Origin of the sequence: Vibrio sp. B181a (genome assembly GCF_030248375.1) — a bacterium.
Classification (GTDB): Bacteria; Pseudomonadota; Gammaproteobacteria; order Enterobacterales; family Vibrionaceae; genus Vibrio; species Vibrio campbellii.
The window spans coordinates 19,761-40,220 of record NZ_JAHGAD010000005.1 but is presented as its reverse complement, the minus strand read 5'-3'; the positions used below and the strand labels follow the sequence as shown (position 1 = coordinate 40,220).

The 20,460-nt window shown below is 46.1% G+C and carries 20 protein-coding genes; 4 read left to right on the top strand and 16 right to left on the bottom strand.

Features of this window, described 5'->3' with window-relative positions:
- Positions 1-2: 2 nt before the first annotated feature.
- Positions 3-1,403, bottom strand: a complete 1,401-nt coding sequence (locus KIO97_RS01610; protein ID WP_005532691.1) for a replicative DNA helicase — start codon at positions 1,401-1,403, stop codon at positions 3-5.
- Between the two features lie 320 nt (positions 1,404-1,723).
- Here KIO97_RS01610 and KIO97_RS01605 point away from each other — a divergent pair, with 320 nt between their 5' ends.
- Positions 1,724-2,488 (top strand): DUF481 domain-containing protein, encoded by a 765-nt coding sequence (locus tag KIO97_RS01605; protein WP_005427267.1) that lies wholly within the window; start codon positions 1,724-1,726, stop codon positions 2,486-2,488.
- 78 nt (positions 2,489-2,566) lie between these two features.
- Here KIO97_RS01605 and rplI read toward each other — a convergent pair whose 3' ends face one another.
- The 14 genes from rplI to pilM form a co-directional block, all read right to left on the bottom strand.
- Positions 2,567-3,019, bottom strand: a complete 453-nt coding sequence (gene rplI, locus KIO97_RS01600; protein ID WP_005451518.1) for a 50S ribosomal protein L9 — start codon at positions 3,017-3,019, stop codon at positions 2,567-2,569.
- Positions 3,020-3,051: 32 nt separating this feature from the next.
- Entirely contained in the window at positions 3,052-3,279 is a 228-nt protein-coding gene (gene rpsR, locus KIO97_RS01595) for a 30S ribosomal protein S18 (protein ID WP_000090472.1), read from the bottom strand.
- 16 nt (positions 3,280-3,295) lie between these two features.
- The gene (priB, locus tag KIO97_RS01590) at positions 3,296-3,598 is read right to left on the bottom strand and encodes a primosomal replication protein N (RefSeq protein WP_038889577.1); all 303 of its coding nucleotides are present in this window, start codon (positions 3,596-3,598) and stop codon (positions 3,296-3,298) included.
- A gap of 8 nt (positions 3,599-3,606) precedes the next feature.
- On the bottom strand, positions 3,607-3,996 hold the full coding sequence (gene rpsF, locus KIO97_RS01585; protein ID WP_005438446.1) for a 30S ribosomal protein S6: 390 nt from the start codon (positions 3,994-3,996) through the stop codon (positions 3,607-3,609).
- A gap of 256 nt (positions 3,997-4,252) precedes the next feature.
- Entirely contained in the window at positions 4,253-4,924 is a 672-nt protein-coding gene (rpe, locus tag KIO97_RS01580) for a ribulose-phosphate 3-epimerase (RefSeq protein ID WP_005532698.1), read from the bottom strand.
- Positions 4,925-5,026: 102 nt separating this feature from the next.
- Positions 5,027-5,866 carry a Dam family site-specific DNA-(adenine-N6)-methyltransferase gene (locus KIO97_RS01575; RefSeq protein WP_038889578.1) on the bottom strand — a complete coding sequence of 280 codons (840 nt, stop codon included), beginning with the start codon at positions 5,864-5,866 and terminating at the stop codon, positions 5,027-5,029.
- Between the two features lie 69 nt (positions 5,867-5,935).
- Positions 5,936-7,429, bottom strand: a complete 1,494-nt coding sequence (locus KIO97_RS01570; protein WP_285380637.1) for an SPOR domain-containing protein — start codon at positions 7,427-7,429, stop codon at positions 5,936-5,938.
- A 53-nt stretch (positions 7,430-7,482) separates the two neighbouring features.
- Positions 7,483-8,583 carry a 3-dehydroquinate synthase gene (gene aroB, locus KIO97_RS01565; RefSeq protein ID WP_045369312.1) on the bottom strand — a complete coding sequence of 367 codons (1,101 nt, stop codon included), beginning with the start codon at positions 8,581-8,583 and terminating at the stop codon, positions 7,483-7,485.
- A 31-nt stretch (positions 8,584-8,614) separates the two neighbouring features.
- Complete coding sequence (aroK, locus tag KIO97_RS01560; protein WP_010443904.1) at positions 8,615-9,133, bottom strand: shikimate kinase AroK; 519 nt, start codon at positions 9,131-9,133, stop codon at positions 8,615-8,617.
- A 188-nt stretch (positions 9,134-9,321) separates the two neighbouring features.
- A complete protein-coding gene (locus KIO97_RS01555) occupies positions 9,322-11,070 on the bottom strand; it encodes a type IV pilus secretin PilQ (protein ID WP_045369316.1) in 1,749 nt (582 codons plus the stop codon).
- 34 nt (positions 11,071-11,104) lie between these two features.
- Entirely contained in the window at positions 11,105-11,620 is a 516-nt protein-coding gene (locus KIO97_RS01550; RefSeq protein WP_005432702.1) for a pilus assembly protein PilP, read from the bottom strand.
- Positions 11,610-12,203 carry a type 4a pilus biogenesis protein PilO gene (locus KIO97_RS01545; protein ID WP_005432718.1) on the bottom strand — a complete coding sequence of 198 codons (594 nt, stop codon included), beginning with the start codon at positions 12,201-12,203 and terminating at the stop codon, positions 11,610-11,612. The genes KIO97_RS01550 and KIO97_RS01545 overlap by 11 nt, the downstream gene beginning before the upstream one ends.
- Positions 12,196-12,771, bottom strand: coding sequence for a PilN domain-containing protein (locus KIO97_RS01540; protein WP_285380633.1), 576 nt, complete (start codon positions 12,769-12,771; stop codon positions 12,196-12,198). The genes KIO97_RS01545 and KIO97_RS01540 overlap by 8 nt, the downstream gene beginning before the upstream one ends.
- On the bottom strand, positions 12,755-13,771 hold the full coding sequence (gene pilM, locus KIO97_RS01535) for a type IV pilus biogenesis protein PilM (RefSeq protein ID WP_005432712.1): 1,017 nt from the start codon (positions 13,769-13,771) through the stop codon (positions 12,755-12,757). The genes KIO97_RS01540 and pilM overlap by 17 nt, the downstream gene beginning before the upstream one ends.
- A gap of 178 nt (positions 13,772-13,949) precedes the next feature.
- Here pilM and KIO97_RS01530 point away from each other — a divergent pair, with 178 nt between their 5' ends.
- Entirely contained in the window at positions 13,950-16,517 is a 2,568-nt protein-coding gene (locus KIO97_RS01530) for a PBP1A family penicillin-binding protein (protein ID WP_162093614.1), read from the top strand.
- Positions 16,518-16,595: 78 nt separating this feature from the next.
- On the opposite strand, the gene oxyR is transcribed toward KIO97_RS01530, so the two are convergent.
- Positions 16,596-17,504 (bottom strand): DNA-binding transcriptional regulator OxyR, encoded by a 909-nt coding sequence (gene oxyR, locus KIO97_RS01525; RefSeq protein ID WP_005432705.1) that lies wholly within the window; start codon positions 17,502-17,504, stop codon positions 16,596-16,598.
- A 174-nt stretch (positions 17,505-17,678) separates the two neighbouring features.
- Between oxyR and KIO97_RS01520 the strand changes: the two genes are divergently transcribed.
- Both KIO97_RS01520 and KIO97_RS01515 read left to right on the top strand, forming a co-directional pair.
- Positions 17,679-18,407, top strand: a complete 729-nt coding sequence (locus KIO97_RS01520; protein ID WP_005432732.1) for a redoxin family protein — start codon at positions 17,679-17,681, stop codon at positions 18,405-18,407.
- Between the two features lie 227 nt (positions 18,408-18,634).
- Positions 18,635-20,107 (top strand): dihydrolipoyl dehydrogenase, encoded by a 1,473-nt coding sequence (locus tag KIO97_RS01515; RefSeq protein WP_285380631.1) that lies wholly within the window; start codon positions 18,635-18,637, stop codon positions 20,105-20,107.
- Positions 20,108-20,460: the final 353 nt, after the last annotated feature.

Sequence of the window (20,460 nt, the reverse complement as noted above, 5' to 3'; positions counted from 1 at the left end):
CATTACTCATCATCGATATCAAATGCAGGGCCCGCGTAGTTATCGAAACGCGAGTGTTGACCTTGGAAGGTTAAGCGAACCGAACCGATAGGGCCGTTACGTTGCTTACCAAGAATAATTTCTGCCGTGCCTTTGTATGGGCTATCTGGGTTGTAAACCTCGTCACGGTAAATAAACATGATCAAGTCGGCATCCTGCTCGATAGAGCCCGATTCACGCAAGTCTGAGTTAACTGGGCGTTTATCGGCACGTTGCTCTAGGGAACGGTTTAGCTGCGACAGTGCTACCACAGGAACGTTCAACTCTTTCGCCAACGCTTTAAGTGAGCGCGAGATTTCCGCGATTTCCAAGGTACGGTTATCCGAAAGAGCAGGCACACGCATTAGCTGAAGGTAGTCGACCATGATCATCGAAAGACCACCGTGTTCACGCGCCACACGACGAGCACGGGAACGTACTTCTGTTGGTGTCAGGCCAGAGCTGTCATCGATGTACATGTTTTTCTTCTGCATTAGGATACCCATGGTAGAAGAAATACGTGCCCAATCTTCATCATCAAGCTGACCTGTACGGATCTTGGTTTGGTCAACGCGAGATAGGGACGCAAGCATACGCATCATCAACTGCTCGGCAGGCATCTCTAGCGAGAAGATAAGTACCGGCTTGTCTTGGTCCATCGCCGCGTTTTCACACAAGTTCATCGCAAAAGTGGTTTTACCCATCGATGGACGTGCCGCAACGATAACCAAATCAGAACCTTGTAGACCCGCCGTTTTTTTGTTGAGGTCGTTGAAGCCAGTGTTTACACCCGTCACACCATCTTGAGGTGTTTTGTATAGCATCTCGATACGCTCTAGCGTTTTTTCGAGAATGTTATCGACGTTTTGTGGGCCTTCGTTTTCGCTAGTACGAGATTCTGCAATGGCGAAAACTTTACTCTCCGCCATATCAATTAAGTCTTCTGAGCTTCGACCTTGTGGATCATAACCAGCATCCGCAATTTCATTTGCTACACCGATCAGGCCGCGCACAATTGCACGCTCCGCTACGATGTCCGCGTAAGCGTTGATGTTCGCTGCACTTGGTGTGTTTTTCGCAAGATCCGCAAGGTACGCAAAGCCACCCACGTCTTCCAATTGTTCATGACGCTCTAGGTGCTCCGACAGGGTAATCAAGTCGAGAGGCTTACCATCTTCAAGAATGGTTTTTACGCCTTCGAAGATTAGACGGTGAGGACGGCTATAGAAATCACTGCTCACAACACGCTCGGCGACCGTGTCCCAACGTTCATTGTCCAGTAAGAGACCACCAATTACTGATTGCTCGGCTTCTAGCGAGTGAGGTGGCACTTTGATTGCGTCGACCTGACTGTCTGAAGGTTTGCGATTTCTGTTTTCCGCCATGACTTTGCTCGATAACTACTAATGACCCAAGATTATAACCTTAAACCTAGCCAATATGCTTCCCTGAAGCGACAATTACTTGTTAAGAATTCAACAAGTGAATGACTGTGAAAGCGCTTTTTATGATGCGAAATTACGCAATTGCGGTAGAATCTCTCCCAATCACGCTGAAACAGACAGTGAGAAAAGTTCAATGCGCAAAGCGGGCCTGATGATAAGGTTCTTCAGCTTAGGTCTAATAAAAATTAACCTATCATTGACCGAATAAAACATCTGTATCAGTATCATGCCCCTCCTTTTTTATTACGTTCGAGGTATTTGTGTCCCGATACTGGTTACTTGGCTTTAGCTTACTTTGCACGGGAGCATCGTACGCTGAAGAATCAGTACAGCCAGAGCAAGAAATTGAAGTGCCCGATCCTCTACAAACTGAGGTCGAGTTCGGCTATCAAGCTCACACAGGTAACACGGACTCTCGTTCCCTGAATGCTCGTCTGAGTGCTGAATACACTTCTGGTCGCCACCGTTCTAGCGGCGAATGGAAGTACTACAACCTTTATAAAGATGGGGAGGAAGACAAGCGCTCTTCCACCTACAGCGCGCAAAGCGACTATAAGTTAGGCCCAAAAACCTACTTGTACGGCAGCTTTAAAGGGGTTGATTCACGCTACAGTGCTTACTTTAAAGATTACACCCTTTCTGGCGGCCTGGGTTACCAGTTCGCGTATACAGAAAAGTTTATTTTGGAAGCGGAGATCGGCCCTGGTTTTCGTTACCAGGAACCAAACTTAGATGAAATAGATGACGATGACATCATCTTTCCAGACATCGTTCAGGAAGGGATCGTACGTGGTAATATCAACACCACATGGCAAGCTTTAGATAACTTAAGTCTCTCTGCCGATATCACTTTGGTAGCTGGTAAAAGCAACACTCGTGTTGATAGTGATCTGAGTGTTACCAACAACATTACCGAAGACATTGCTCTTAAATTAGCGCACTCTCGCCAATATCACGATAAAGTGCCAGAGGGCTTGAGCAAGGCGGATAGTGTGTTTTCCGTCAACCTTTTGTTTGCCTTCTAACTCCCGCTTTTCATAATATTCAGACATAAAAAAAGCACCTCCGAGGAGGTGCTTTTTACTATTTCGCTTGGTACTGAATTACTCAGCAGCAACAACTTGTAGGTTGATTGTAGCGAAAACTTCAGAGTGAAGTTGAACGCTGATCTCGAACTCACCAGTGTTACGTAGAGCACCTTCAGGAAGGCGAACTTCGCTCTTAGCAACTTCAACGCCTGCAGCTGTGATAGCTTCAGCGATGTCACGAGTACCGATAGAACCGAATAGTTTGCCTTCGTCACCAGCTTTAGAAGCAAGAACAACTGCTTCTAGAGCGTTAACTTTCTCAGCACGTGCTTCAGCAGCAGCTAGTTGCTCAGCAACTTTAGCTTCTAGTTCAGCGCGACGAGCTTCGAACATTTCAACGTTGCCTTTAGTCGCCATAACTGCTTTACCTTGAGGGATAAGGAAGTTACGAGCGTAGCCAGATTTAACGTTTACTGTGTCGCCAAGACCACCTAGGTTACCGATTTTATCAAGTAGAATAACTTGCATTGCTTAATCCTCTTTCTTAATAAAACGACCGATTACTGATGCTTATCAGTGTACGGTAGTAGAGCTAGGTAGCGTGAACGCTTGATAGCGCGAGCTAGTTGACGTTGGTATTTAGCGCTTGTACCAGTGATACGGCTAGGAACGATTTTACCAGCTTCAGTGATGTAGTTTTTAAGAGTTGCTACGTCTTTGTAATCAATCTCTTGTACGCCTTCTGCAGTGAAACGGCAGAATTTACGACGACGGAAGAAACGAGCCATGGGCTATCTCCTGATCTTAAATTTGAGTAATGTTGTCGGCATGTAACACTAATTTCCCAACGCCATTTCGGCCGGTCTGATAGGCGACAAATCCACCTACCTTAATGTTACTGCCTTGTACTAAATTCTGAGTTAATGCTTGTGACCCAAGCCCACTGACGACTACCGGCATTCGACAATAAACTTGTCGAGGTAGGTCAGCTTCGATAACAGTAGAGCGATGCTCCAACCAAAACCGACAGTGTTCAATGCCACCAGGGCTTTTACTACGAATGGGCGGCTTGGCAATGGTGCCACTCAGCTCCATTCGATTGGTCATAAGAAATATTACTCAGCAGCTGCTTCTGGCTTAGCTTCAGCACGCTCTTCGCGACGAGGAGCACGCTCTGCACGCTCTTCTTTCTGCTTAAGCATGATAGATTGCTCAGTGATAGCCGCTTTAGTACGCATGATCATGTTACGTAGAACTGCATCGTTGAAACGGAAAGCAGTTTCTAGTTCGTCGATCACTTCTTGACCAGCTTCAACGTTCATTAGAACGTAGTGAGCTTTGTGAAGCTTGTTGATTGGGTAAGCCAGTTGACGACGGCCCCAGTCTTCTAGACGGTGGATTTTACCGCCAGCTTCAGTGATTGAACCAGTGTAACGCTCGATCATGCCAGCAACTTGCTCGCTTTGATCTGGGTGCACCATGAATACGATTTCGTAATGACGCATTGGTTGCTCCTTACGGATTATTCAGCTTCCACAAATGGCTCAGTCGTCCAGAGGAAGCAAGGAACTAAAGAAAATTGACTGAGTTTTAAGGAGCACGAATAGTACAGAAAGGACGCAAAATAGGCAAGTGATTATTTGCACACCACGATGGATATTTTTTCTAGCCTCGCGCCAGAAACAACAAAGGCTGCCAGCAAAGTGGCAGCCTTTTAAATCATAGCGTTATCGCGCTGGTTTCAGGGCGTGTTTGTCGCGCTTATTTTACTTCTGCAAGTTCAGCACGCATTTTGTCGATCACTTGCTTGTAATCTGGTTCACTGAAAATCGCAGAGCCCGCTACAAACATATCTGCACCCGCTTCGGCGATTTCACGGATGTTATCTACCTTCACGCCACCATCGATTTCTAGACGGATATCGCGACCAGACTCGTCGATCATCTTACGCACTGCACGTAGCTTATCTAACGTGTGAGGAATGAATGATTGACCACCGAAACCAGGGTTTACAGACATCAGTAGAATCAAGTCAACTTTGTCCATGATGAATTCAAGGTGTGCAAGTGGTGTTGCTGGGTTAAGAACCACACCCGCTTTACAGCCGTGCTCTTTGATCAGTTGAAGAGTACGGTCAACGTGCTCAGATGCTTCAATGTGGAAAGTAATCATCGATGCGCCAGCTTTGGCGAAATCAGGGATGATGCGATCAACAGGCTTCACCATCAGGTGAACATCGATTGGCGCTGTGATGCCGTAATCACGTAGCGCTTTACACACAGGCGCACCAAAAGTCAGGTTTGGTACATAGTGGTTGTCCATAACGTCGAAGTGCACCACATCCGCACCCGCTGCGAGTACTTTTTCTACGTCTTCACCGAGACGAGCAAAATCAGCTGATAAAATGGATGGAGCAATTAGAAAATCTTTCATACCTGACCTCAGTAGTGGCGAGCAAACAGCAAACAATTTGTTGCGCGCAATTCTACCGAAGCCAGTGGGGAGATCCACTATTTAGATACAATAGTGTGAGAGCTAGGAGTCAGATTTGTCCGTATCGGGTGCACGGAACAGAGCAAGAAGTTCATCAACTTTATTACGACCACTGCCATTGCGGCTGATGGTTCGCTTCACTTTCACCACATTCAGTTCAGCGCCATGATAAAGGCGACGCGTTAGTGTGGTGTCGTGGTTTGAAATCAGAACAGGAATGCCACGTTCAGTTGCAGCTCTCTCTGCGATATCAGCCAATGCCGCTTGATCATCAAGCGTGAAACCGTTACCAGCATAAGACGTAAAGTTCGCCGTATTTGACAACGGTGCGTAAGGTGGATCGCAGTAAACCACGCTGCCTTTGCGTGCTCGGCTGAACGTCTCTGGGTAACCTTCACAGACAAATGTTGCCTTCTTCGCTTTTTCAGCAAAGAATTCTAGCTCAGCTTCAGGGAAGTAAGGCTTTTTGTACGAACCAAAAGGAACGTTAAAACCGCCCTTTTTGTTGTAACGACACAAGCCGTTAAAGCCAAAACGGTTCATGTACAAGAACGCTAAAGAGCGATACATCACGTCATCAGTTTTATTAAACTCGGCGCGAATATCTAGGTAAGCTTCTTTGCGATTGTTCTCAGCAACAAACCAACGTTTTGCTTCAGAGATATACTCCTCAGGACGCTCTTTAAGTAGGTTGTAGAGATTGATCAGGTCGGGGTTGATGTCCGCCAGCAGATAGTGGTCGTAGTCGGTATTAAGAAAAACCGAGCCAGCACCAACAAAAGGTTCAACTAGCTTTCGAGCCGGTGGCAAATGACGTTGGATATCTTCAACCAGACCGTATTTTCCTCCTGCCCACTTAAGAAAGGCTCGTTGCTTTTTCATCTACTGCTCTATCTATCGACCAAAAATTAAGGCTGCGGAATGTAACATATTTTTCAACGAAGCTCAGGATTATTTCACGCGATCAATTTCACGATGCACCTGACCTAACGATTTTGCCCAAGGACTCAGCGATTTAAGCGCATCTGGTAAGCTTTCGACTGCGTCACGAGCCAATTGAATGGTTGGGTAATCTTGGTAAGTGATGATGTACCATTCCGTTCCGCTGCGCACCGTTGGGTAAATTCTTACCTTACCGTTTAAGTCGTATTTATCGAGAAACGCTTGCACATCTTCCATTGCAGTCATCGCACCGAGCTGTAGCGTATAGCCGCGTGGCGATAAGGCCTTAAGCTCTTCACGAGCAAAAGAGAACTTCACCACTGGTTTAGTTGGCATAGCTTGAGCTTCAGCAGGCTGTTCACCTGTCTGAACAACATTGATGAGCGAAGAACTCGAGCTGCTTTGCGCTTGAGGAACCGATTCTTCAACCACTTGTTTGATTTCATCGGTATTGGCTTCTTCAGGTTTGCCCTCAAGTAAGGCATCCACCACATCCGACTCAATCACGACACGCTGCTGTTTATCTTCAGTACCAACACTTGCGACTTCCTCGGTCACTGCCGGCGGTAATGAATCTGAATCGTCCGTTGCACCAGCAAGCTCCGTCGTATCTGACGCGTCACTGATTGCAGAATCCGCACCGCTGGTTTGAACTTCGGGCTCGGTTAGGGTTGGGATGGCAGTTTGCTCAATCGTACCTGTAATTTGCTGCGCTTTATCGTCTGGGCTTGGCTGATTGTACATCCACCAATAACCACCAGCGGCCAACAATAACAGTACCAATACAACCAATGCGATGTTAAGGGGTGAGCCTACAATTGAGCGGATAATGATCCTTTTTTCCACTTTCATCTCTCCTAACGCCATGATGTCCCCCGGAACCGGGTCGACTTTCTTAAATGCATCTCGAACGCGCTTTTCTGATTCATCGTCGACATATCGAATCACCAAAGATTCAAAAAAACGACGCGCTTCAACTTCTGACAACATCTCAATATCGAGTTCAACTGGCTTAAGTTCTTGCCCGTAGCTGATACGCGACAATACCGATTCCAAACGCCCACTTTGAGTAAACAGTAAGATGTTGATTTTCCATTTTGGATTCGCTTGTGCTGCTAGCACCAGCATCCATAATTCTGAGACCAGTGTTTCACTCAACAAGTGCGCATCATCAACCACAATCGCGATATCACACGCTTCATTACCTAAGATACGATCCAAACTATCAAGCAACGTATCTTGCTGATTGAACAGTGCATCAGAAACAATCTGGCTCAAAATGAGCATACGACGCTGCACATCATCTTGATTTGAATGACAAAGTAACAAACATTGGTTTTTGTTACTTGCACCGAGTTCAAGATATCGCTGTGCCAACCAGGACTTTCCGTACCCAGTTTGGCCATTTACTGCGATCAAGTTAGAACCAAAATTGGTTAACAAGCTTAATCTGTCTAAAAGCTCGGTTTGCGAATCCAATTCAAGAACGTGAGCGAAACTCATCTAAATAACCTTAATAAACTACAAGAATGACGCCGATAGGCGCCATTACAAGGTTAAATGTCACGACCGAAGTCGATAGCTTGTTTGATGATATCTTGCGGTGTGTCTGCAATGACTTCGGCACTGCCGATGCCCGTTGGCAGAACTAAACGCAGCTGACCGGATAAGACTTTCTTATCACGCATCATGTGCGTCATGAAATCATCAAAGCTCATTGTATCTGGCGTATGCACAGGCAGTTTAGCGCGGCGCATAATATTGATGATGCGATCCAGTTGCTCTTGCGAAATCAATCCACGTAAGTGAGAGGTTTTCGCCGCCATCACTGTACCGGAAGATACCGCTTCACCGTGTAGCCAGTTGCCATAACCAAGTTCAGCTTCAATCGCATGACCAAAGGTATGGCCCAAGTTCAGCAGTGCTCGAATGCCTGACTCTTTCTCATCTTGTGCCACAACTTCCGCTTTGATTTCACAACAACGTGCAATCGCGTAAGTCAGTGCCTCTTCATCCAATGCGTATAGACGATCAAGATTCTCTTCTAACCAATCGAAGAAAGCACTATCGTAAATAATGCCGTACTTGATCACCTCAGCAATACCCGCTGCAAACTCACGCTCTGGGAGCGTCGATAGACAGTTGGTATCGATGATAACCGCTTTAGGTTGGTAGAAAGCACCAATCATGTTTTTGCCCAGCGGGTGGTTTACTGCCGTCTTGCCGCCAACAGATGAATCCACTTGAGACAACAATGTGGTTGGAATCTGGATGAAATCCACACCACGTTGGTAACATGCAGACGCGAACCCAACGAGATCACCAATCACACCACCACCCAATGCAATAATCACTACATCGCGTGCGTAGCTTCCCTCTAGCAGGAAGTTCATGACTTGATTAAACGTGTCTAGGCTTTTGTATTGCTCACCATCAGGCAATTCAAGTAATGAGGCATCACAACCGAGTTGTTCAAGCTGGCTAAGAATTTTTTCCGCGTACAGAGGAGCAACCGTGACATTGCTGATCACGACGACTTTCTGATTGGCATTTTTGTTTGAAAGAATTTGAGAAAGGTACGCCGGGTCTTCAAATAACCCGGCGCCAATTGAGATTGGGTAGCTACGCTCTGCTAGATTGACCGTAATCCGTTCCATCGGTGTGCTCCAATTTGAAAAAGATAAATGCTTATCTCTCTTCTAGCATTTTTACGATCTGGTTGGCTACCACTTTTGCACTCTGATCGTCAGTACGAACTGTGTAATCCGCTACTTCTTCGTATAGAGGGTTACGTTCGCCTGCCAAACTTTCCAATACTTCACGAGGGTTGTCAGTTTGAAGTAGAGGACGCTTCTTGTCGCGGTTTGTGCGAGCAAGTTGCTTTTCAATAGTTGTTTCTAGGTAAACAACAACACCACGTGCTGAAAGACGGTTGCGGTTTTCTTTGCTCTTAACAGAGCCACCGCCCGTTGCTAGCACGATGCCTTGCTCTTGAGTTAGGTCTTCAAGTACAGCTTCTTCGCGTTTGCGGAAGCCTTCTTCACCTTCAACATCAAAAACCCAAGCGATATCTGCACCAGTGCGTTCTTCGATCACTGTATCAGAGTCCACGAACTCCATATGCAGTTGCTGTGCTAGGTGTCTACCAATTGTACTTTTGCCGGCGCCCATTGGGCCAACAAGGAAAATATTACGTTTCTCAGCCATATTTAGCGGTAATTTACAACGTTAATTCAATAAGATCGCCACAAGAAAACACAGCCAAACTGCTGTTTCACAAGGCTTGTGGCACCAATTCCTCACAGATAATTCGTGATAAGACCCGAAATTATCCAAGCATGGTGCCACTAATGCAACTTTATTTTTGATCTAATCGTTTTTTTGCCTACCGATTCTTACTGAATCACAACTTTAGGTGTAACAAAAATCAGTAGTTCACTTTTACCGACATTTTCGTAACTTCGACGGAAAAGCGCACCTAACAGCGGCAAATCACCTAATAAAGGCACCTTATCGACGGAGTTTGTAATGCTGTGTTGAAAAATACCGCCCAACACGACTGTCTCGCCATTATTAACTAAAACTTGTGTACCAATACGTTGCGTATCGATCGCCACCGCCTCACCAGTGCCTGTTTTTACCACTTGGCCCGGTCTGTCTTGCGTAACGCTCAAATCCAACACCAAACGGTTGTCAGGCGTAATCTGTGGCGTCACTTTCAAGCTCAATACCGCTTTTTTGAACGTCACAGAAGTCGCACCACTGGAAGAAGATTCAAGGTAAGGGATCTCGGTACCCTGCTCAATATAAGCTGGCTTCTTATTCGTGGTGATCAAACGTGGACTGGAAATAATTTCTGCTTTCGATTCTTGTTGCAGCGCCGAAAGTTCCAAATCTAGTAAGGTATCCGAACCTAACTTCGCAACTTGGAAGGCAATACTGGTCGCATTTGGACTGGTCGCAGCAAGGTTAACGTTGAGAAAGTCGTCAATACCCACACTGCTGCCACCGTCATCACCTTCACCATCACCGCCGCCATCGTACAGGCCGATTGTCGCAAGGTTATTCTCAATTGAACCACCCACAGTATGACTGCCATTAATGGAAGTGAAGCCCCAACGAACGCCAAGTTCGTCCATGTTACCTTCATTAATAGTCACAATACGTGCTTCAATCTGAACCTGTTTTACAGGAATATCCAATGATTCTATGATCTCGCGAATCACTTCAATATTCTCAGGTAACTCACGAATCAATAACGAGTTTGTTCGCTCATCAATGGTCATGCTGCCTCGATCAGAAAGCATACTGATGTTGCCCTCCCCATTGATCATCTCAGCAATGTCTGACGCTTTAGCGAAGTTCACCTTGATGATCTCTGATGAAAGCTCACCGATCTCTTTCTCTAGCTTTTGCTTTTCGAGTTGCTGCTTCTCGCGCAGATCCAATTCATCTTTTGGTGCAACGAGAATGACATTGCCATCAACACGCTTATCTAACCCTTTCACTTGCAAGATAATGTCGAGTACTTGCTGCCAAGGCACACCATCCAAACGCAAGGTCAAGTTACCCTCAACCGAGTCAGAGACGACCAAGTTAAATTGGTTATAGTCGGCGATAAGTTGCAACACGTTTCGCACAGGAATGTCTTGGAAGTTAATCGAAATTAGCTTGCCTTCTTTTTCCAAAATGCTTTTATCCGGCGCTTTTTCGTTGGCTTTAAGCTTGCCAACCTTTACCTCTAAATAACGACCAGTAAGACGGTAGTCGTGAGAATAGTCCTCATCTATATAAGCCACCAGACGTGTTGTAGAAGTATCGCGGAATACCTCAACGCTCTCGACAACTGTCGAGAAATCTTTCACATCAAGTAGGTAAAGCTGGTCATCTTTAACGGAGGTGTTGAGTAAGTCGATACTCAAGCCTTCTTGTACGCGTTTAATATCAACAATCGCAGCGGGTGATGCGAGCTCAACCACAATCACGGCGTCTTTGTCTTTGTTCGTACGGAAGTCGATGCTCTTAAGCGAGTTAGACTGTACTTCTTCTGCTGCAACGAAAGGGGCTAAAAGTAGAAAGAACCATAAAGAGAAGAGCCCTGTTAGCTTCCTTGGTGTCAGTGTTAATCCGTGTCTCATTTTCATCATTACTCAATATCAAAAATAAATGCCGCTATGCCTATCTCAACGCCAACTTCACTTTGCGCTTTTGCCAACAACCTAAACCGTCTGGCAAGGTTTCATTAATCAATAAATAGCTGTGGGATACGTGGGTTACCTTGCCATTGTTACGTCCGAGGTATTGACCTGGCTTCACTTTGTAAACTGTGCCATTCGGTGCTTGAACCAAACCCGAGACGCTGCTGCCCATTCCCATCACACCCTTAAGGCGAAGTTGGTTGAGTGGGAAACGTTCCAGTTTGCCTGTGCGCTTTCTTGACGGCGGTTGCCAACAGTCTTGCCTCGCAACAGGTTGAGTTGCGATGGTGGCCTCTTTTGGCAGTTCAAAAGGGGCACGCAAAATTTCAGGCTCGTAACTCACCACTACATATTCTTCAGTCGGCTGGAGTTTGGCGACATCACGGCGTGCTTGGTTTTCTACACCGCGAATAAAGTCGGTTAGTGATTCATCATTGGCTTGGCAACCACTCAGCAGACTCACCATACACACCATCAGCAAAGATTTATTTCGCATCTTTTTTTTCCTCTGGTTTGAATTGGTAAGTGTTTGCTCTTACACGGAAGTGCAAGGTTTCACTCTCTTGACTGACTCGCTGCCAAGTTACATCTTGAAATGTGATGATGCGTGGTAAGGTGGCGATGGCCTGTGAAAAGCGACCGATGTCATGGAAGTCACCCGTTAGCTCAATATTGAGCGGCAAACGGTAAAGGAAGTGCTCTGACTCTTTATCTCCCCAATCAATACGCGTAAATGTCAGCTTGTTATCGATGCCGAGTTCATTAACCGACGCTAGCATGGTCGCCAATTCTTTCTGTGCAGGCAGTTGTTGCAAAAGCAGTTCATAGCGGGTGGTCAGTTCATCAAGTTGTGACTGAAGCTGCGGCAGTGCAGCGACTTTATTGGCTTTGATCCTCAGCGCGACTTTTAAAGTCTGCTCTTCTTGGATCAAGGTATTAAGGCGAGCTTCCTCTGGCTTCAAATAAAACCAGTAACCAAAACCTTGAATCAACACTACCATAAGAAGAATCGCTACCAACTGAGGCACCAGCGGCCATTCAGCGATTTCATCCATTTCTAGGTCTTGCCAATTAACCATGCTGCTTACCTCCTTTTATAGAGGCATCTTTAAACATAAAGGAGACTTTGAATGTCTGGAACTCTTTACCAAAGCGCGCTTTACCATGGACAATGGAGTGCATATCAACATCCAGAAGCTTGGCAGAACGCTCCATATTATCGAGCATGGTGGCAAGACGAGAGGTACTATCAGAAATACCCGAGATCTCAATCTCGTAGTCGTTCATTTTGATCTTATCGACATAGACGCCTTCAGGGATCACTGAGGGCATCATGTTCATAAACTCAGTGGTTTTATTGCGCCCATTTTGCAACCCCTCAACGGTCTTTAAGCGCTCTAGAATTTTGCTGTGCTCTTGCTCTGCTATCTTCATGGCTTCAATACGTTTATCGAGTTGAGAGATATAGTGAGCGAGATAATCCAAGCGCTGTTGCTGCTGATCTTGTTGGTATTGGTAGTACTTACCGATCCCCCATTGCACGCCCAGAGCAGCGATCGCCCCGAGTAAAATCAAGCCAATAAAACGACGACGATGCTCTTCACGTTGGTTTTCACGCCAGGCAAGAAGGTTAATGTGATACAGCATTGTCACCTCCTAGCCACTGAATACCACGTACAGCCAGTCCGGCTGCAGCAGTGAAGTGTTGCCAATCCGCGGCACGACGTTTGCGTTTAGACACCTTCATTTCAAACAAACCAAGTGGATTAAGCAGTTCACACTCTAGTGCCAACTGGCTAGACAGCTCCTCGGCCAACATAGGTGTTGCAGCGCCCTCTCCCGAAAGCCAAACGCCTTTGATATCTTGGCTTCCATTAATTGAGGTATAGAGCTGCATCTGACGTTTAACACGCTCAACGATTTGTCGATTAAATTGCTCCGTTGCCACTTGTGCATCGTCTGCTAATGGATCTTGTTGAAACAAACTGCCCGTAGTGCGAGTACCGCAGGGAAATTCTTTATGAAACAATTCACCTTGTTCGGTGAACATAGTGAAAGAACTGTTCAAAGAACCAATGTCCAGTAAACAATACTTGTTCTTTTCAGGAAAACGTTCCGCAACCAATTTCCACATATGACCAAGACTTTGTGAGTGCACGTCCACCAGTACTGGTTTCAAGCCTGATTTCTGCAATGCCTCAACTCGGGTTTCTACCACGTCTTTACGAGTCGCGAAGACCTGATAACTGTCAGTGCCTCGCATCTGCTCATCCGTATCAACCTTGATGAAGTCAAGACTCAGCTCTTCCACAGGGAATGGAGATTGATGTGAGAAGGCTTGCACAACAGCAAACTCCTTTTCACTCTCTTCTAAGTTCTGCTCTATCTGCAGCTTTTTACTGATCACAGCATTATCTGGAACTGAAATTGCGACCTTTCGAGCCCGAAAAGGTAGCTCTTTTTTCATCTCTTTAAGGGTCTTTACAATTTCTTGATGATTTATGGTGTTATTTTCAGCGACAATACCTTCCTTAAGTATTATTTCTTTGTAACCCAGTAGTGCGTAACTGTTGCCATTGGGTTTAAGTACCACGGCTTTGAGGCTGTTATGGCCAATATCTATGCCCGTAACTAATAGCTTATCCATCTCTACTCTCGCTCCGAAATTCTTGCGTGCCGATGTTGTTAGCACCCAGAGAATTTTCTTCGTGCAAAGGTTGTTATTAGCATCCAAATAAGAGTTAATATCTCTTATGTGCTAAATTTTTGACCTAAGAGTACAAGGGTTTGCCGTTACACAGCCTCAACCAATCAGGGATTCTCCGGTGAAGTTCATAAAGCGTTTATTATTTTTAACATTGATTTGCATAATTCTTGGAGTCACCACAATTTTTGGCTTCTATCAATACGTGAAGCCTGAATTGCCAGATGTTGCAACCTTAAAAGATGTTGAATTACAAACACCTATGCAGGTTTTTAGTCAAGACGGGAAACTGATCGCACAGTTTGGTGAGAAACGCCGAATTCCTGTTACTTACGACGAAATTCCGCAAGATTTAATTCATGCGCTGATCGCGACCGAAGATAGCCGATTTTACGAGCACCCAGGTATCGACCCAATCGGTATTACACGTGCGGCAGTCGTCGTTGCATTATCTGGTTCTGCAAAGCAAGGTGCGAGTACCATTACTCAGCAGCTAGCGCGTAACTTCTTCCTATCCAACGAGAAGAAGATCATGCGTAAAGTGAAAGAGATCTTCATTGCGATTCACATTGAGCAGCTTTTGACGAAGCAAGAGATCATGGAACTGTACGTTAACAAGATCTTCCTTGGTTACCGCTCATACGGTTTCGGTGCCGCAGCTCAGGTTTATTTTGGTAAGAGCCTAAATGAACTCACGCTAAGTGAAATCGCAACGCTTGCTGGTATGCCAAAAGCGCCATCGACAATGAACCCAATTTACTCCCTAGAGCGCGCGACAAACCGTCGTAATGTCGTTCTGATGCGTATGTTGGATGAGAAATACATCACTCAAGAGCAATACGATGAAGCACGTGCTGAGCCAATTGTTGCTCGCTACCACAGTGCTGAGATTGAGCTTTCTGCCCCATACGTTGCAGAGCTTGCACGCTCATGGGCAGTGAAAGAGTACGGTGCAGAAAAAGCCTATACCTCTGGTTTAAACATCTACATGACAGTAGATTCAAAACTGCAAGACGCAGCAAACAAAGCGGCGATCAATAACATCCTTGCTTACGACGAGCGTCATGGCTACCGCGGTGCTGAGAAAGTATTGTGGAAACAAGGTGAAACCGCTTGGGATACAGAGCAGATTGAAAAACATCTGAAGAAGCAACCAACTTACGGACAACTTTACCCAGCGGTCGTGACGAAAGTCGATGACAAAACAGCGCAAGTTTGGGTCAAGAACAACGATGAACAAACAATCGCATGGACTGGCATGAACTGGGCTCGTAAGTACCTGACGGATGAACGCCAAGGCGCCGTACCAAAGTCAGCTAAACAGATTTTGGAATCAGGCCAACAAATTTGGGTTCGTGAAATCAGCACAACCGACAAAGACGGCAACACCATCAACAGCTGGAAGCTAAGCCAAGTACCAAGTGCAAACACTGCATTTGTGGCAATGAATCCGGAAAACGGTGCTGTGCTTTCTCTGGTTGGTGGCTTTAACTTTGTTCACAGCAAGTTTAACCGTGCGACTATGTCAGTGCGCCAAGTAGGTTCAAGTATCAAACCTTTCATCTACTCAGCGGCAATAAACAAAGGTCTCACTCTTGCTTCTCTAGTGAACGATGCGCCAATCAACAAATGGGATGCAGGTTCTGGTTCTGCATGGCGTCCAAAGAACTCACCACCAACATACGTGGGCCCTACTCGTCTGCGTATCGGTCTAGCACAGTCTAAAAACGTAATGGCAGTGCGTACTCTTCGTGAAGTTGGTTTGGACGAGACTCGTGAATATCTAACGCGTTTTGGCTTTGATATTGACGAAGTGCCACGTTCAGAGACCATCGCGCTTGGTGCAGGTAGCTTAACGCCAATGAAAGTGGCACAGGGTTACTCTGTATTTGCCAACGGCGGTTACTATGTAGAACCGTTCTATATTGACCATGTAGAAGACTCATTCGGTGAAGTGCTGTTTAAAGCAAACCCGAAAGTGATCTGTCAGCACGATTGCCCTCAAATGGAACAGCACGTTCCAGCTGAAGATAAGTTTGCTGCAGAATTTGGTGAACAAGACGTAACGCCGGAAAACATCGCTCCAGACAACGCGCTAGAAAACGATACTCCGCAATACGCGAAACAAGTTATCTCAGCGCAAAACGCGTTTCTGATGCGTGAAATGATGTACAGCAACATCTGGGGTGGCGGTAGCTGGCGTGATGGCACAGGTTGGAACGGTACTGGCTGGCGTGCACAGAAACTTGAACGTCGCGATATCGGCGGTAAAACCGGTACAACCAACGACTCAAAAGATACTTGGTACAACGGTTACGGCCCTGGCATCGTGGCTATCGCATGGGTTGGTTTCGATGACCACTCTCGTACGCTTGGCCGCACAACAGTGAACAGCAACCTTGGTAAAGGCCAGATCTCTGGTGCAGAATCAGGTGCTAAGACGGCTGAGCCAGCTTGGATTGACTTCATGCATGCTGCTTTAGAAGGTAAACCACAGCAGAGCAAGAACATTCCAGATGATATCGTTCGTGTACGTATCGACCGTGATAGCGGCCTATTGACGCACAAAGTCGATGGCTCATCAATGTTCGAATACTTCGAGAAAGGTACAGAGCCAACTGAGTACGTCGGTAACAGTCTAGAAGACAGTATCTACTCTGGTGGCGGTGGCTCAGAAGAGCTGTTCTAGTACCGAACTAACGATATGAAAAAGGGAGCCATTGAGCTCCCTTTTTGTTTATCTGGATTATCTGATTTAAGCAGAGACTTAAGCTGCAATAGAGTTTTGTTTCGCTTCCAGAATACTTTTAATTGTCGAAGCCAACGCTTCGAAGCGAGCACGCAGTGGTGAACCGGGACGGTAAACTAAAACAATACTGCGAGAAGGCGTAGGGTTCACAGCTGGAACGTAACATACGCCATCTTTTTTCTTCTCATGCGGCACAGATAACTCTGGCAGCAACGTAATACCAGCGCCAGCAGCTACCATGTTACGCAGCGTCTCTAGACTGGTCGCTTTGAAACGCTCGTCGTCTTTGGCTCCAGCAGCAAAGCAGAACCCCAGAGCTTGGTCACGCAAACAATGGCCATCACCTAACGCCAATACGGTTCGACCATTAAGATCCAGCATGTCGATATGATCCAATCCTGCCCATTCATGGTCACAAGGTACAGCAACACTCAACGGCTCATTGTAGACTTCAATCTCTTTGAAAGGCGCAGTCTCGTCAACAGAGGCTAATACTAGGCAATCTAGTTTGCCCTCTTCTAGCTGACGAACCAATTGGTGGGTTTGAGCCTCATGCAGAAACAGTTCCAATTCAGGAAACTCTTCTTTTAATCGAGGAACGATCTTAGGCAGCAAGTAAGGCCCAACGGTCGGGATAAAGCCAATATGCATTGGTCCCGTCATGGCACCACTTTGGCCACTCGCCATATCTTTGAAGGTTTTTACTTCACTTAAGATGCGTTTTGCTTGCTCTACCAACTGCAAACCAGAATCGGTAAACAGCACTCGACGGCTGCTTCTTTCTAGTAATGCCGTGCCCAGTTCATCTTCTAGTTTACGAATCTGGCCACTCAAAGTTGGTTGGCTAACAAAACAGGCTTCCGCTGCTTTTCGAAAATGCTTGTGCTCCGCAAGCGCCACCAAGTACTCAAAATCTCGGATATTCATACGTACGATTCGCTTCTTGTTTGGCGATAGAAATAATCTATCAAAACCATAGCATTAAACGATTAGAGCTATCAAAGTTTTTTTTCAATAATAAGCTCAACAAAACGAAACTGAGCGACAAATAACGCTAAGCTCGAAAACGAATTATTTCATAAATTTAAAAAGGAAATCATCATGTTTGCATCAAAAGAAGGTCAAGCTGTACCACAAGTTACTTTTCCGACTCGTAAAGGTGACGCATGGGTGAACGTAACCACGGATGAGCTGTTTAAAGACAGAACGGTTATCGTATTCAGCTTGCCAGGTGCGTTTACTCCGACGTGTTCGTCGAGCCACCTACCTCGTTACAACGAGTTGTTCTCAGTATTTAAAGAACACGGCGTGGATGAAATTCTATGTGTGTCAGTGAACGATACGTTTGTAATGAACGCATGGAAAGCTGACCAAGAAGCAGAAAACATCACCTTCATTCCAGATGGTAACGGTGAGTTCACAGACGGCATGGGTATGCTAGTGGACAAAAATGACATCGGCTTTGGTAAGCGTTCATGGCGTTACAGCATGCTAGTGAAAAACGGCGTGGTTGAGAAAATGTTTATCGAACCAAACGAGCCAGGCGACCCGTTCAAAGTTTCTGACGCAGACACGATGATGAACTACGTTGCTCCTGAGTACAAAACTCAAGAATCGATCACAGTGTTCACCAAACCAGGTTGTCCTTTCTGCATGAAGGCGAAACAAAACCTGATTGACCACGGTCTTCAATATGAAGAAGTGATTCTGGGTAAAGACGCAACAACAGTCAGCCTACGTGCAATCTCTGGTCGCACAACGGTTCCTCAAGTCTTCATCGGTGGTAAACACATCGGCGGTAGCGAAGAGCTAGAAGCGTACCTAGGTTAATAGTTTGCCTAATGGGCTTGGGTTGGCAATCTCGCTGTCCAGAACTCAGCCCTAGGTCTCCCGGAGCATCCCTCGCCCGGGAGACCATCCCTCTCAATCACTTCCTATGCTTAGTCTTGATAACTGGTTGTCTTCACCGTTCGACCAGTTATCAAGATTAATGAACTCAAATTCACTCACCCAAACTTAGTAACTTCAACTGCGTTTGGGAAAAACGAGAATCCATTATGAAACAGTTAAATGTCGACGTAGCAATTATTGGTGGTGGTACTGCAGGTCTTGGCGCCTACCGCGCAGCAAAAGCACACACAGACAGTGTTGTGATGATTGAAGGTGGTCCTTACGGCACAACATGTGCTCGTGTCGGATGCATGCCATCGAAGCTATTAATCGCCGCAGCAGAAAGCGCACACCAGATCGAGAAAGCACCGGGATTTGGTGTACACCCACAAGGCGAGATTTACATTAACGGTCGTGAAGTAATGGATCGAGTAAAGCGTGAACGTGACCGCTTTGTTGGCTTTGTGTTGGAAGGCGTCGATGAGATCCCTGCTGAAGATAAAGTGTCGGGTTATGCTAAGTTTGCCACCGACAACACGTTAATCGTTGATGACCACACTCAAATCACAGCTAAACGTATTGTGATCGCAACAGGCTCGCGTCCAGCACACCCTGCTGTATGGAATGAACTCGGCGACCGCTTAGTAATTAACGATGATGTATTCGATTGGGATGACTTGCCAGAATCTGTTGCCGTATTTGGCCCTGGTGTGATTGGCCTTGAATTGGGTCAAGCGCTGCATCGTTTAGGCGTGAATGTGAAGCTATTTGGTCTTGGTGGTCAAGTAGGACCATTGACCGATCCTGAAGTGATGGCCTACGCCGATAAAGCCTTCAAAGAAGAGTTTTACCTTGATGCCGATGTAAAAGTCGAAAGCATGAAACGCATTGCTTCATCAGACAACAGCGAAGAGGATAAAGTTGAAATCAAGTTCATCAACCACGATGGTGAACTAGAAACCTTTATTGTTGATTACGTATTGGCAGCAACTGGTCGTCGCCCGAATGTCGACAAGTTGTCGATTGAAAACACCAATGTGGCACTGGATGAGCGCGGCGTACCAACGGCGGATCATTACACGTTGCAAACCTCGGTAGAGAGCATCTTCATCGCAGGTGATGCAAGTAACCAAATTCCATTGCTACACGAAGCGGCAGACCAAGGTCGTATTGCCGGTGACAACGCAGGTCGTTTCCCTGATATTCGTGCAGGTCTACGTCGCTCATCGATCTCTGCCGTTTTCTCAGACCCACAGATTGCGATGGTAGGAGAGACCTTCAAGCAACTAGAGACGCGTTTAGGCACCTGTGGCTGCTTCGCAACGGGTGAAGTCTCATTTGAAAACCAAGGCCGCTCACGCGTGATGCTTCGTAACAAAGGCATGTTACATGTCTACGGAGAGCAAGGCACTGGCCGCTTCTTGGGAGCTGAAATGATGGGACCAAATGCCGAGCATTTAGCACACCTACTCGCTTGGGCACATCAGAATAAGATGACGGTTTCTGAGATGTTGGATATGCCGTTTTATCACCCAGTGATTGAAGAAGGCGTTCGTACCGCACTACGAGATTTGAATGTGAAGCTTCACTTAGGTCCAGAGATGATCAAACACTGTCTTGATTGTGGTCCTGGTTGCTAAGGCTCACGCTTTACCTCCCGCCAATAAACAAAAAGCCTCGTTTACACGAGGCTTTCTTATTCCAGCTTTATCAATTCAAGAATCAATAGAGTGGCGATTATGCAGTCATCATTGCGTAACGGCTAACAAGCACAATAGCGGTAAAGCCAATTGTGAAGAAACCACCAGCAAGGCCTAGTGCTACTTTAAGTTCTGTCGACATTATTCTTTTCCTATTGTCTGGCTGACAGCGCACCATACACCAATAACGTGCTACACATTTTTTACCAAGCTAACTTTCCATTTTTGGTGAGATGTACTCGCTCGGAGAGAGGAGCAAAAGCACTCTCGAACTTGAGTTAAGGTTATAATCA